At 64.7% G+C, this 13,573-nt stretch carries 8 protein-coding genes and 1 tRNA gene; all 9 read right to left on the bottom strand.

What is annotated here, in order from left to right:
* Positions 1-18 precede the first annotated feature (18 nt).
* Positions 19-1,503, bottom strand: coding sequence for a UbiD family decarboxylase (locus Q0654_RS01745; protein WP_298849858.1), 1,485 nt, complete (start codon positions 1,501-1,503; stop codon positions 19-21).
* A gap of 455 nt (positions 1,504-1,958) precedes the next feature.
* On the bottom strand, positions 1,959-2,672 hold the full coding sequence (locus Q0654_RS01740; protein WP_298849856.1) for a SprT family zinc-dependent metalloprotease: 714 nt from the start codon (positions 2,670-2,672) through the stop codon (positions 1,959-1,961).
* A gap of 4 nt (positions 2,673-2,676) precedes the next feature.
* Positions 2,677-6,027, bottom strand: coding sequence for a type I restriction endonuclease subunit R (locus tag Q0654_RS01735; RefSeq protein WP_298849854.1), 3,351 nt, complete (start codon positions 6,025-6,027; stop codon positions 2,677-2,679).
* A gap of 203 nt (positions 6,028-6,230) precedes the next feature.
* Positions 6,231-6,782, bottom strand: a complete 552-nt coding sequence (locus Q0654_RS01730) for a macro domain-containing protein (RefSeq protein WP_298849852.1) — start codon at positions 6,780-6,782, stop codon at positions 6,231-6,233.
* A gap of 66 nt (positions 6,783-6,848) precedes the next feature.
* On the bottom strand, positions 6,849-8,657 hold the full coding sequence (locus Q0654_RS01725) for an ATP-binding protein (protein ID WP_298849850.1): 1,809 nt from the start codon (positions 8,655-8,657) through the stop codon (positions 6,849-6,851).
* 2 nt (positions 8,658-8,659) lie between these two features.
* Positions 8,660-9,970: a restriction endonuclease subunit S gene (locus Q0654_RS01720; protein WP_298849848.1), complete on the bottom strand. Its 1,311-nt coding sequence runs from the start codon at positions 9,968-9,970 to the stop codon at positions 8,660-8,662.
* Entirely contained in the window at positions 9,963-12,494 is a 2,532-nt protein-coding gene (locus tag Q0654_RS01715) for a class I SAM-dependent DNA methyltransferase (protein ID WP_298849846.1), read from the bottom strand. Before Q0654_RS01715 ends, Q0654_RS01720 begins: the two co-directional genes overlap by 8 nt.
* Positions 12,495-12,919: 425 nt before the next feature.
* Positions 12,920-12,996, bottom strand: a tRNA-Arg gene (locus tag Q0654_RS01710).
* Positions 12,997-13,254: 258 nt separating this feature from the next.
* Positions 13,255-13,515, bottom strand: a complete 261-nt coding sequence (locus Q0654_RS01705) for a hypothetical protein (RefSeq protein WP_298849844.1) — start codon at positions 13,513-13,515, stop codon at positions 13,255-13,257.
* Positions 13,516-13,573 lie beyond the last annotated feature (58 nt).

The following is a 13,573-nucleotide window of genomic DNA, read 5'->3' as shown; positions in this document are numbered from 1 at the left end:
AGAGGCAGGCGCGACGACTCAGGACTCGGCGCGCGCCGTGCGCGACAGGCTCTTCCAAAGCTCGGCCATGCGCGCAGCCACGTCCGCATCGGGAACGATCGGGGCGCTCCAGGCACGGTCCGTCTCACCGCGGAGCTTGCGGGTGGCATCCAGACCCATCTTCGAGCCGAGATTCGGTACCGGGCTGCTGAAGTCGAGGTAGTCGATTGGCGTGTTCTCGACGATCAGACTGTCGCGGGCCGGATCGACGCGGGTGCTGATCGCCCAGATCACCTCGGACCAGCTGCGCACATCGATGTCGTCATCAGTGACGATGACGAACTTGGTGTAGGTGAACTGCCGGAGATACGACCAGATCCCCATCATCACCCGGCGGGCATGCCCCGGATACTGCTTGCGGATACTGACCACCGCGATCCGATAGGAGCAGGCTTCCGGCGGCAGGTGGAAGTCGACGATCTCGGGAAACACCTTCTGCAGGATTGGCACGAAGACCTCGTTCAGCGCCATCGCCAGCACCGAGGGCTCGTCGTAGGGCGCGCGGCCCATGTAGCTCGCGTGGTAGATCGCGTCGCGGCGCAGGCGAACGCGCTCGACGGTCAGCACCGGAAACAGCCCCTGCGCGTTGTAGTAGCCGGTGTGGTCGCCGAAGGGACCCTCGATCGCCTCGTCATCCGGTTGAATATGACCTTCCAGAACGATCTCCGCGCCGGCCGGCACGTCGAGCCCGGTGTGCCGGCTGCGCCAGACCCGCGAGCGCTCACCGCGCAGCAGGCCGGCGAACTCGAACTCCGACAGCGTGTCCGGCACCGGCGCCACCGCCGCCAGCAGGGTGGCCGGGTCCGCGCCGATTGCCACCACCACCGGAAACGGCCGCCGCGGATGCAGTCGGCGATGCTCGGCGAAATCGAGGGCGCCACCGCGATGCGGCAGCCAGCGCATGATCACGCGGTTCGGCGCGATCAGCTGCTGGCGGTAGATCGCGATGTTCTGGCGCGGCTGGCTTGGGCCGCGGGTGATCACCAGGCCGAAGGTGATCAGGCGCCCGGCATCGCCCGGCCAGCAGCGCTGGATCGGCAGGCGCCCGAGATCGATCTCCTCGCCCTCCTGCGTGATCTCCTCGAAAGCGGCACTGCTGACCGAGCGCGGCGCGACGTGCGCCAACTGCGCCAGCTCGGGCCAGGTCTGCAGCGCCTGTTTCAGCGAGCCCGGCCAGCGCGGCTCCTTGAGGCTCGCCAGCAGCGCGCCCAGCTCGCGCAGGCTGGCCAGCGGCCGACCCGCCATCGCCAGCTCGATGCGGCTGCGGTGACCGAACAGGTTGCCGAGCACCGGGTGAGGCCCGCCGTCCACGCACTGCATCAGCAGCGCAGGTCCCTGTCGACGCAGCGCCTCCAGCGATAGCGCCGTGGTGTCCAGCTCCGACGACAAGGGCGCGGCCACGCGCTGCAGCTGCCCACGGCGCTCCAGAAGGCTGAGGAAGCTGCGGAGATCCTGGTCGCGCATGGCCACTCCTGAGTTGGGAAGGCCGCAGGGTGGAGTCCCCAAGCTGGCAGTGCCATGACCGACGTCAGACGAATCTGTCGATGCCTTCGTTTCAGCCGCTTCACGGCACATGGGCCCCGGTGCGCGAGATGGGCTCGGTGAAGCGGGCTTGCTCGACGCTGCCCTTCCTCCATCTTCCGGTCCACGCTTCTGGGCCAGCGCTTCTATCGCTCCGGTTACCGGGCGTGTCGGCAAGCACGACCAAAAATCTGGGCCACCCAGAACCAGTCGAACTCGCTGAGACTCAAGCCCATGTCGGGTACCGAACACCCTGTGGCCAGGCATGCATGAGCACTTACACGTGCTTCAGTTCTTCATGGGCGCGATTTCACTTGGGCTTGTAGTCATGCCGCGCTGTCCCTTCCATTGGCTCAGCAACTCGAAGTGGTTCCTGGTGAATCAGTCCGCAATTGTTCTCAGATGCCTTCCACATCGATTCCATGTTCGGCCAGCCACGCCTTGCGCTTTTCGTAGTCCGGCATGGCGCGCTCAATCCGCAGCCAAAACGCTGGCGTGTGGTGCGGCTCATGCAGATGGGCGATTTCGTGCACCACCACGTACTCCGCGATGCGCGCGGGCAGCAGGATCGCCTTCCAATGGAAGTACAGCCAGTCGCCCTTGCCACAGGATCCCCAGCGGTACCCGAGGTCCTGCACCCTGACGCCCGCTGGTGCCACCTCCATGCGCGATTGATAGTCGGCCACACGGCTCGACAGCCAAGCCCTGGCGCGCTCGCTGTACCAGCGCACGAAGTGTTCGCGCGCGGCAGGAAGGGCATCCCGGCGCAGGCAGAAGCGTCCCGCTGCCAGCTTCAGCGGCACATCCTGGGTATCGACCAGCTTCAACCGAAAGCTGCGCCCTAGGTAAAGAAAGCCTTCGCCGCCGACGTACTGCTTTCGCGGCACCAGCCGCTGCAGCCGATCTTTCTCGGCAAGCTTGGTGTAGATCCAGAAGCGCTTATCCATCACGAAAGCGCGCAGCACTGCCTCGCCGACATCGGGCGGTGCCGACAGCAGCAGGGCGCCGTCTCGATCGACCGTGATCTGCAGCGTTCTGCGACGCACACTGTGGCGTACGACGAACTGCAGATCGTCCACCTGAAGCACGGGCGGAATCATCGACACGCTCATCGACTCACACCCGCACCAGCGTGGCGTGGCTCGCTCGCGCCTGTTCCAACAGCCTATCGGCCAGCACGCCAGCCGTGTCGGTGTCGACCAGTGGTGGCCGCAGCCGCATCAGGTGATCGAACAGCAGACCGTTGAGATTCTCCTGATCAGCCCGTCGATGTGGCTTCCAGAGGTCGGCGTTGCCCTTCAGCTCATCGACCAGGATGTCCACGAGCTCGACGGTCACATCCTTGAGCCGCACAAGCTCCGCAGGGTTCGGCGAGTGGCCCGTGCTTACGACATCCAGCAGCGTGCGCAGGAAGGGCGCGCAGTGGGGCGGCAAGTCGGAGGGAGTGTCGGCGTTGCTCGCCGTGCCCGTACGCAAATCATCGATGATCTTCTGCAGCTGCGCGGTGACTTCGTTCCACTGCTCGCCCAGCGTCCTCAGGATCTCGTTCAAGCGTTCGGAGAGCTTGCGATAGAGCACCGGGTCTTCATCCACGTGCTTGCGGATGTGAGAGCGGATCGCATGCTCCATCTCGGAGGCCTTGGCCCGGTCATTGGCAGCACGCCCCAGCTGCCTGTCGAATTCGGCGTCGGTCAGCTGGATCGGCGGAATCTTTGGGTCGATGCCCAGCGAGATCACGTGGTCGTCGATCAGCTTGCGGACCTTGGCGCCGACATCCTTGCCAAGCACTGGCGTGTCCTTGTAGCGGTTGCGTGCCCGCGCGTAGATGTAGGCAAGCCGTTTGGCGTCACCCGAGTAGGGCAGCCCTTCCGGGCGCGGCAGCACCGTATCCAAGGAGGCGAGAAACCCCTTCAACTTGACCGCGAACTCAGCCCGCAGCTTTTCGCTGGCCAAGGCCTCGACGCAGGCTTCGGTGTCGTCCAGCGAATCGATGCCGCGCTGGCGGAACAGATCCACCACGCGCAGGTGGCGATCGCGCAGCACGGGCACTTCATCCTTCAGGCTGGCGAGTGCGCCTTCCACATCCTCGTCGGCGTAGGCCGCCAGCGCCTGTTTCAGGTGCTGGGCCACGCCGTAGTAGTCCACCACGATGCCGCAGCGCTTGCCGAAGCCCGTGCGGTTGACGCGGGCGATGGCCTGCAGCAGCTCGGCTTCGCGGATCGGCCGGTCCAGGTACATGACGCCCTCGATGGGCGCATCGAAGCCCGTCAGCAGCATCGACTTGACCACCAGGAAGGCCAGTGGGTCGGTCTTGGCGACGTCGGCATGGAACAAGGGCTTCTTGAAGCGCTTGATCAGTGCTTCCTGTAGCGCGCCATCGGTCCACGTCTTCCACGCGGGGTCATCGTTGTTGCTGCCCGAGATGATCGGCGCGAACTCGATCTGTGCGAGCGTTTCGCGGTAGCGCCAAGCCTGCACCACGGCCTGCACCTTCGGCGGTCGTTGACACAGGGCCTCGTCGTCCAGGGTCTTGTCCTGGGGGCTCAATGCTTGGGCGTCAGCCAGCAGCTCATCGCGTGCCTTCTTCAGCGCCTCGAAATAGCGGATAGCCGCAAGCCGGCTGTAGGCCACCACCTGCGCCTTGTAGCCATTGGGCAGCAGGTGAGTGACGTAGTGGCGCAGCATGTCCCGTGCCTTTTCGGCGATCAGCGCGGGGGCATCGAAGATGTGGCCCTTGGTGGCGTACTTCTGCTTGATCGCCTCCAGCTCTTCGGGCGTGTGCTGGCGGAACAGATCCTCGAACAGCTCGTCCAGGCTGGCGCCGTCCTTGATCGCGCCGTTGGCGGTGCGCCCTTCATAGAGCACCGGCACCGTCGCGCCATCGGCCTCGGCTTCCTTGATCGTGTAGCGATCGATGAACTCGCCGAAGATCTCGTGGGTGCGCTTCTTCTCACCCATGATGATCGGCGTGCCGGTGAAGCCGATGCGCGCGCAGTTGGGCAGCCCAGCGAGCAGACTGGCGTGCAGGTCACCGGCCTGGGTGCGATGGGCCTCATCGACCAGCACGAGAATGCCGTCGTCCTCGTTCAAGACCTCGAAAGCGCTGCTCGTGGCGAGGCGGCTGGCGCTGGCACCGTCGCCGGCCCTGTAGCCGGATTTCGGTTCTTGCACCTTGGGCAGATCCTTGGCCGAGAGCGGCGCATCATTTGCGGTGTCGCCATCGCGGTACTTCTGGATGGTGGCGAAGATCAGGCCCGGCCCCTTGCGACGCGCCAGCGCTTTCACCCCGGCCGTGCTGTCCGCCACCTCGACCACCTCTCCGGTGAGCGTGGCGGTCACCGACAGCTGGCTCTGCAGGTCCTTGCGGTCGGTGACGACAATGACCTTGAAACGCCGCAGCTGCGCGTCCGCCCGCATCTTGCGCACCAGGAACACCATCGTCAGGCTCTTGCCCGAGCCCTGGGTGTGCCAGACGATGCCGCCACGCTGGTCGTGTTCACCGTGTTGCAGCCGCGTCTTGCCGGTCTTGAGCCGGGCAATGGCACGATTGACCGCCCGGTACTGCTGGTAGCGGCACACCGACTTCAGGGTCTGGCCACCCACCTGCATGAACAGCAGGAAATGCCGCACCACGTCCAGCAGGTGCGCGGGAGCCAGCACGCCCGCGATCAGCCGCTCCTGCTCCGTCAGGCTAGGCTTGCCCAGCGCCTCGGCGGTTTCGAGCTCGCTGCCGGAGCCGTCCGGGCCCACCACCGTTTTCCACTCCGCGTAGTGCTCGAAGTCCGCGCCGATGCAGCCCAGACGGGCGAAGTCGCCGCAGCTGGCCACCAGCAGCTGGTTTGTGGCGAACAGCGCTTCGTTGCCCTCGTTGTCGTCGATCTCGAAGGCCGCCTTGCGCTGATTGCTGTAGCGCCGCAGCTGGTCGACGGCCTCGGCCAGCGGCTCGGGGATGGAGGGGCTCTTGCACTCCACCACCACCAGCGGGATGCCGTTCACCAGCAGCACGAGGTCGGGCACGATGAAGGCCTTGCCACTGTTGAAACCGGGCGGGCAGTCGACGCGGTACTGGTTTACGACGGTGAAGCGGTTGTTGGTCGGTGTGTCCCAATCGATATAGCGCAGCGTCTGGCCGCGCCCGCCGTCCCAGCCGGGCAGGCCCTCGACAGTCAGGCCTTTGATCAGCAGCTCGGTGGCCTTCTGGTTGGCCTCCATCAGCTTGGGCGTACCGAGCCGGGTGATGGCAGCGACTGCTTCCGACAGACGCGCGTCGTCCAGCCAGGGCCGGCCGTCCGGGCCGAGGTTCAGTGTGCGCAGCTGCTCGCGCAGCTCGCCTTCCTGGATCACGTCCGCAAAACTGCAGCGGCCGGTGGCGGCGGGCTCGTCCAGGCTGCCTGACACTTCGGACCAACCCAGCGCCTGCAGCTGAGCCATGAAGGGCTTTTCGACGTCCTGAAGCTCCCAGCCCATGGTCAGCGTGCTCCCTTCGGCTGCGATGCTTCGCCCGAGGGGGCCTCGTCCAGGCTGCCTGACACTGAGGTCCAACCCAGCGCCTGCAGCTGCGCCATGAAAGGCTTTTCGACGTCCTGAAGCTCCCAGCCCATGGTCAGCGTGCTCCCTTCGGCTGCGATGCTTCGCCCGAGGGGGCGACGCATATCGAGCTCATATCCGGCTCATAAAAGCTCATATCGGCTCATATCCGTCTGCTCCGGTGTGGTTTTGGCCGGCGAACCGCGCACGCTGCGCACGGGCAAGCTCTTGGCCGTGGGCGCGGCCCCGGGGGCGAAGAGCTGAACCTGCACCTCAGGAAGCGCCGCAAATGCGTGCTCGATCAAGGGGCGCACCCCCTCCCAGTCGAGGCCACCCAGCCCGCAGCCCAGCGCTGGCACGGCGATCGAGCGGATGTCCAGGCGACGCACATCGTCTACCAGCGCTTCCAAGCCGTCGCGGATATCCGCCAGCTGCGAACGCATCCGCCAGTGCCGCTTGGTCGGGAAGTTGATGATGTAGTGCGGCAGCGCCAGGCGGCCGTTGTCGTGGATCAACATGCGGCCGGGCTGCACCTCGCCGGCCTTGCAGGCGGATTCGTACTGACGAAAGTTGGCCGGGAATGCCTGCTTGAACTGCAGCGCGATGCCCTTGCCCATGTAGCCCACGCAGTTGACCGCGTTGACCAGGGCTTCGGCCTGGGCCTGCAGCAGATTGGCTTCCGTGATCTGGATCATCGCGACCCTCATCCCGCTCAGAAGTCCCAGTCACGCCGTGCCTTCAGCGTCGGCTGAAGACGAGGCTCAAGTCCGCTCAATCTCATCATGGCTCCGTGCCTGCTCGAACAGACGTTGGAGCAAGTCCAGCTTGGCGCGGACCTCCGACTCCGCAGCGGCGGAAAGCTGTGCATGCGGGATCAGGCGGTGCAGTTCGCCCTTTCTCAGCAGCATGGCACCGCCCAGCCGCTGCGCCAGGCGGCGAAAGAATGATTCAGCCAAGGTGCTGAGCTTGCGCCGCTCGGTTCGCGCCTCCCAGATCAGGCGGGCCGCATCGGTGGGGGAGGTGGCCCAGGTGTCGTAGTCCGCCTGGCTGCCACCAAACACCTCGTCACGCAGCGTTTCAGCCAGTGCCTGATCCACCTCGTCGCGGGCGTGTTGAGTGAACAGGTCGTCGGCCGGGTACTGCCGGTAGGCGTAATCGCGCAACAGCTCGGGCGTAATGAAGTAGTTCTCCGCCTCGTAGCGGCGCCAGTAGCGAATCCGTAGCGCGCCTTCGTCGCTGTCCTGACGGCTGAGGCCATCGTTATCCAGGATGGCCAAGCCCTTCAGCTCGGGCAGCAGAGTGCGCAGCCCCTTGAAGTGCTCACGGGGGGTCAGGCCAAAGCCGCCCTCCACGCGCTCGAGTTCGGCGTCCAGATCCTGCAGCGGGTAGTTGTTCTGCACATAGAAGCTGTTGATGCGCTCGTCCCAGAGCGTGGCCACCGGGTGCTGCAGACGCTCAGCCAGTCCGCGCAGCATGTCTACGTCGGTGCCGCCCTCCACATAGAACACGTAGCCGCGCTCGCGCGCCTTGACGTAATGGTCTGCACCGAAGTGCTTCAGGCTGTTGCGGATGTCCTGCTTCTTGGCGAGATCGTCGGCGCGGCCTTCCAGCAGCAGAGTCAGGTTGGTATCCAGCGCTTCGTCGAGGATCACTTCGGAGTGCGTGACCATCACCACCTGCGAGCCGTTTTCGCTGGCGATGTCGCGCAGCAGTACGTACACCTGCTTCTGCCGAAGGATCTCCAGGTGCGCATCCGGCTCGTCCACCAGCAGCACGCTGCCCTTGTGCGAGTACAGATAGGCGAAGACCAGCAGCATCTGCAGCATGCCGCGCCCTGCAGACGAGATATCAAGCGCCTCCTTGACCCCTGGCTGGCGGTAGCTCAGTGCGATGGTGCCGCGGGCAGTCTCCTCGGGCTCGCCTAAGGTCACATTGAACAGACGCCGGATCAGCTGGCTCACGCGCGCCCAGTCATCCACGGATGACTTTGCCACCGCGAGGCACAGATTGCGCAGCACGTCGGCCGTGCGGCCCTGCCCCAGCAGAACGTCCACCCGGCCCGGCTGGAGAATGGGCTCCTCCATGTCCAATCCGGACATGGGGTAGAGCAGTTCCACCCGCAGGCTGGCGGCGTGGCGAATCAGCTCAAGATCACCGATGACCGACTCGTCCGGCGTGCAGTACACCAGCTCATCGCCCTGGCTGCGAAAGCGCATCGGCAAGGTGTGCACCTGCCCCCGATATGTCACCCCTACGCTCAGCACCATGGGTATGTCGGTGTTGGCTTTGCGCACCTGGGTGTTGTGCCAGAAAAAGCGCGTGCGCGTGACCGGCACCGCCACGATGTTCAGTCGGTTCAGAGAAGTGGCCGTGCGCTCCTTGGCAGAGGAGGCCTTGCGCACGTCGTACCAGGTGCGCACCGCCTGCGACCACAGCGCGAGCGCCTGGATGGCGCTCGTCTTGCCGCAGTTGTTGGGGCCGATCAGCACCGCAGGATGGTCCAGCTCGATCCGTTGCCTGTCGCCGAAGCGCTTGAAGTTCTCGATCTCGATGTAATGCAGCAGGCGCATGCTCAGGCGCTCCCTTCGGATTCGATGGCCAGCAGGGGCGTGACGCGGACGCGGCCTGTGAGGAGGTCGTCCATCAGGCCGGTCTTCTCCAGCTCAAGCTTTGAGAGATAAGCAGCTTCCAACTCGATTCGTGACCCAACCTCACGGAGGCGCTCTTCCATCAGGTCTTGTTCGTTACGCGGCGGGACTGGTAGTCGAACAGCTCTCAAGGTCTCGGATCGAATAGCCGCCATCGTGCCCCCTTGCTGATCGCTATCGAAGTGTCTTAAGACCCACGGTGAGTAGTTGATCTGCAGCATCGCGAGGAAGGGGGAGTAGGCTTCCCGGTTCAGAGACAACGTCCACGTGTGCTTAGACGATAGAGCTAGTCCGACATCATTCGGTACTAGGCAGCACCTCCCGACAGTACCCATGATGGTAATCATCAGATCACCTGGGCGAACCGCATAGCGTGCGAGTTGAGAAAACTTGCGGTGGGTCACGAAGCGTGTGTAGTTCGCCACGAAGTGCTCTGCGTGCACATTGTCGATTCCCAGCAGTGGGACTCCAGCGTCAACCAACTCCTGCTTCAACAGCGCACTTCCGAAGGGGCCTGAACGCATCGCTGGGTCGAAGTTACCAAGCAAATCTGCAAGCTGCTTGCTGTCCCATTCGTTGGGAATCCACCCCAGCGGCGACGGCTTGTAGAGATGCGGCGCCTCGGGTTGGAGTGGGCGCAATTCGCCGTTGGCGTCGATGCCGCGGGTCAGCAGGTCGTGCAGCAGACCTTGCTTGACGCCTTCGAGCTTGGCGATGAGTGCCTCGGTTTCGTGGATGGCGGTGTCGAGGGTATCGAGGACGTGGGCGATACTGGCTTGTTCAGCTGGAGGCGGTAGCCGCAACGACATCGCTGCCATCTTGGCCTTGTTGAGGGTCACTCCCTTTACTGCGGTGTCTGTCACGACGCTGCCCGCTGCCCGCGGTAGTGCGTGGTAGAGCCAACTAGCATCTAGCCGCCCATCCTTCGGTTGAAAGATAGCGATTGCTTCGTTGCAATACATCTCCGTCGCCGTGATCGCAGTACGGCCAACGGTCAGCTTGAAGCTCATCACCGTAGTCCGATCGGGAATGAGCTTGACGTTGCTGGATCTCACTCCAAGGGAGGTGATGTGCTCCTTGGTATTGGAAACGTACTTCCCCTTCAGGTCGGCAATTGAGATCCAAGGGTAGCCACTGGGCTTCTCAGCCCAGAACGCGGGAATTGCCCGCGATGGCGTGCCGCCAATCTCGATTGTGGCGAGCTCCGAGATGCTTAGTTCGGGCCATTCAGACATACCGCAATCCCCTCAAGAACCCCTGCAGCGCCTGCGCCGCCGCTTCGCGCTTGCCCTCGATCTCGGTCAGCGTCACTCGGTACTTGTCCCACCAGTTTTCGAACGCGGCAACGATCGCCTTGCGCTGCGCGGCGACATAGCGCTCGACGATCGCGCGCATGTCGTGGTGCAGGATGGTCAGCAGCAGTTCGGCGGCCTGTTCGGCTGAGAGCTCATCCACCGCAGCGTTCAGGTGCGCGGTGAAGCTCTCCTGCTTTGCCTTGAGCTGCTTCTTCAGGGCGCTGAGCTCCTTCTTCCAGGCCTTGAGCTGGGCTTCGTCAACCGCGTTCTCGTCCTCGGCGTCCTCTTCCAAGGCTTCGGCGGCTTCGCCTTCCTCGCCGTCCGAATCCTTGGGGCTGGCGGCCTTGATCCGGCCGTCCAGCTCGGCCTTCTTGGCTTCCAGCGCGTTGATGGCCTCGACAAAGTCGCTCATCAGGAATCGGACCAGCCGATGTTCCAGCGGGCTGTCCTTGCTGGCCTTGTCGTCGAGCGCGGTGACGATGCTGGTGCGCCAGGCGTCCATGACGCCCTGGGCGCCGCGCGCCATCAGGGTGAGCACGTCGTACTTGGTCTGGTACCAGAAGCCGGCGACGATGCCGCGCACCTGGAAAGGGTCCAGCAGGCCGACGCCTTCCAGGGCTCCGCTGAAGCTGGTCAACAGGTCGGCGCGCAGGGCGACAAGGCGGGCAGGGCTGTCCGCCTCACCGGCCAGCGCGACGATGCGCGAGCTGTGCGCCACCCACCACTGCTCAAAGGCGGCGCGGAGGGCTGCCTCTTTGGCAAGGAGGCCGGGGTTGCTTTCGATGGCCGGCTTGAGGTGCTGGCGCTGCGTCAGCTCGGGCCTGAAGTCGAAGTAGTTGGCGTCGCGCGGGTCTGGATTCCCGCCTTCGCCGGAACCACGGGCTTGGAACAGATCAAGCGGGTCCAGGCCGTGGGCCCGGAACAGCGCGGCCTTGGCTGCCACTTCGGCTTGGGGCACGCCGCCGACCAGATGGGCGCGTACGTCGTGCGGCTCCGGCGGCGGGGCGTTGTCGGCGTAGCGGCGGATGTTGAGGTTGTAGTCGTTGGCCTTCAGCGTGGCCGTATCAACGATGGCCGAGAAGCCTTCGATGGCGCGGAACTCGTCGAAGGCGGTGATGATCTTTTCGATGTGTTCGGGCAGCAGGTGGTTCTGGGCGCGGCCCTCGAAGAACTCGCGGTCGGCATTGATGAAGAGCACCTTGCCCTGGCGCTCCGGCGGTTTGCCGCTGACCCGCTGCGCGCCGTTCTGCACCTGCTGGCGGAGCACCAGGATGCAGGCCGGAATGCCGGTGCCGTAGAACAGGTTGGGGGCGACCCCGATCACCGCTTCAAGCAGGTCGCTCTCGATCATGCCGGCGCGGATGACGCGCTCTTCGCCGCCGCGGAACAGCACGCCGTGGGGCATGACGGTGGCGATCAGGCCGCCGTCGTGCGTCACCGCGATCATGTGCTGCAGGAACATCAGGTCGGCCTTCTTGGCGCCCAGTGGCACCTGGCCGAAGCGGAAGCGCTCGGGGAATCTGGGCGCCCAGGCCGGCGTGCCGTCTGCGTTCTTCTCCGCGTTGCCCCAGTTGATCGAGAACGGCGGATTGGTGATCACGCGGTCGAAGCGCCGCAGCTCGCCGCCCTCGACATGCTGCGGCTCGGCCAGGGTGTCCTCGTTCTGCAGGTTGGCGGTGCTGATGCCATGCAGCAGCATGTTCATCTTGGCGATGGACCACACCGTTCCGTTGAACTCCTGCCCGAACAGGTTGGCCTTGCGGCCGTCTTCGCCGTGCTCGTCGATGTACTCCTTGGCCGCGATCAGCATGCCGCCGGAGCCGCAGCAGGGGTCGTAGATGGCGTGTCGCTGCTCGGGTTTGATCAGTCGCACCATCATCCGCACCACTGAGCGCGGCGTGTAGAATTCGCCGCCCTTCTTGCCGGCGGAGTCCGCAAATTCGCCGATCAGGTACTCGTAGGCGGCGCCCAGCAGGTCGGGGAACTCGAAGTCCTCGTTGCGCAGGCGGTAGAGGCCGAAGTGGGTGATCAGCTGACGCAGCTTGATGTCGGGGATCTTGCTCTGGCCGACCTTGCGGGTGAAGTCGATGTGCTCCAGCACGCCATCCAGACTGACGTTGTCGCTCTCGATGCCGGACAGCGCCTTGTTGAGGTGATCGCCGACGTTCTGGTGAGCTTCGTTGACCAGGGTCAGGTAGCGCGACTGGCTGGGCACCCAGAAGCTGCCTTCCTTCTTGTACCAACGCGGGTTCTCGGCAGTGATCTCGGCCTGCAGCTTGCTGTGGCCGGCCTCGATCTGCAGCTTGATGACTTCCTCCTGGCGCTGGTCGAAGACGTCGGAGCAGCGCTTCAGGAACAGCATTCCAAAGATGTATTCCTTGAACTCGGAGGCGTCCATCTTGCCGCGCAGGATGTCGGCGGCCTTGAACAGATGACGCTCAAGCTGGGGAAGGGTCAGGGGCATCAAGCACATCCTTGGGCAGCCCATGCGGGCGGGAACGGTAATGGGCAACGCTGGTTGCGCCAGGTCTCACCGTGCGAGATCGACTGCGTTCCACAACAGCTACACACGGTGGCGCAGCCAGCAAGCGCCGCCTGCGATTGTCCTGCACAACGAGTGCCTTGGGTCATGCTTAGGCCAAGGGCTACCGCGCCAATTTTCCGGCCGCGTGGAGCGCGCGCCGGGAGGAGGGATCGATGGGGCTGGCCGCAGACCAAGGGCTCGCCGCGCTGTAGGAGAGATCACGCGCTTGAGGGTGAGCTCAGCGTCCGCGAAATGCGACACGTCGGATGCCAGCGAAAGGCAGGCAGATCTGCCTTTACTCAAAGCGGGGGAGGGTGGTTGCAGGTGTTCGGCACACCCAGGGCACAGATCTGTCACAGGGAAAATGGCGCGCCTGGAGGGATTCGAACCCCCGACCAATGGCTTCGGAAGCCACTACTCTATCCGGCTGAGCTACAGGCGCGTTTTGTAAAGCTTTTTCCTTCCCGGCCTCACCCTTTAGAGTAAAGCCGCTGTGCCTCTCCACCTCGCGCTTCGGCTGCCTGAGTAGTGTCTTCGGAAGCCACTACTCTATCCGGCTGAGCTACAGGCGCGTTGTGTGTTGCTGGTGTCCGCGGCGTGGCGAGCCTGCCGTCGCGGGGGGCGCAGGATACCACGCGGTTTGCGCGCGCTGCGCTGGTGGTTCGAGGTCTTCGCGGCCGGCTTCCGGTAGCGGGCGGCCTCAGACGCGAATGTCGAGACCCCGGCCGAGCGGCTCACCGGCCAGACTCAGACGCAGGCTGCGGCCGGCCTTGAGGTAGCTGAGCACGCTGCCGTCCTCGGCCTCGGGCGCATGGCCGCCGCCGGGTCGAGCGGTGTCGGTGGTGCGCACGGGTTCGGCCGCGGCCTCGGCGCGGTTGCCGGCATAGCTGCGCAGGATGGCCTGCTGCTGGCTGGCGCGGCTGCCGTAGTCGGGGCGGGTGGAGAGCGCGATGCTCGACACGTGGGGCGTCACTTCCGGAAAAGTCGCGCGAGCATGCCGGATCGCGCTCGCGAAGTCA

Origin of the sequence: uncultured Aquimonas sp. (assembly GCF_937888285.1) — a bacterium.
Taxonomy (GTDB): domain Bacteria; phylum Pseudomonadota; class Gammaproteobacteria; order Xanthomonadales; family Xanthomonadaceae; genus Aquimonas.
Note: the sequence above shows the minus strand (reverse complement) of the source record. Positions and strands in the feature narration are given on the sequence as shown.

Bases quoted from the DNA above. Each gene is read 5' to 3' on its own strand.
- Q0654_RS01715 (WP_298849846.1), bottom strand. From the start codon at position 12,494: ATGCCCCTGACCCTTCCCCAGCTTGAGCGTCATCTGTTCAAGGCCGCC.
- Q0654_RS01735 (WP_298849854.1), bottom strand. From the start codon at position 6,027: ATGGGCTGGGAGCTTCAGGACGTCGAAAAGCCCTTCATGGCTCAGCTG.
- Q0654_RS01720 (WP_298849848.1), bottom strand. From the start codon at position 9,970: ATGTCTGAATGGCCCGAACTAAGCATCTCGGAGCTCGCCACAATCGAG.
- Q0654_RS01725 (WP_298849850.1), bottom strand. From the start codon at position 8,657: ATGCGCCTGCTGCATTACATCGAGATCGAGAACTTCAAGCGCTTCGGC.
- Q0654_RS01730 (WP_298849852.1), bottom strand. From the start codon at position 6,782: ATGATCCAGATCACGGAAGCCAATCTGCTGCAGGCCCAGGCCGAAGCC.
- Q0654_RS01745 (WP_298849858.1), bottom strand. From the start codon at position 1,503: ATGCGCGACCAGGATCTCCGCAGCTTCCTCAGCCTTCTGGAGCGCCGT.
- Q0654_RS01740 (WP_298849856.1), bottom strand. From the start codon at position 2,672: ATGAGCGTGTCGATGATTCCGCCCGTGCTTCAGGTGGACGATCTGCAG.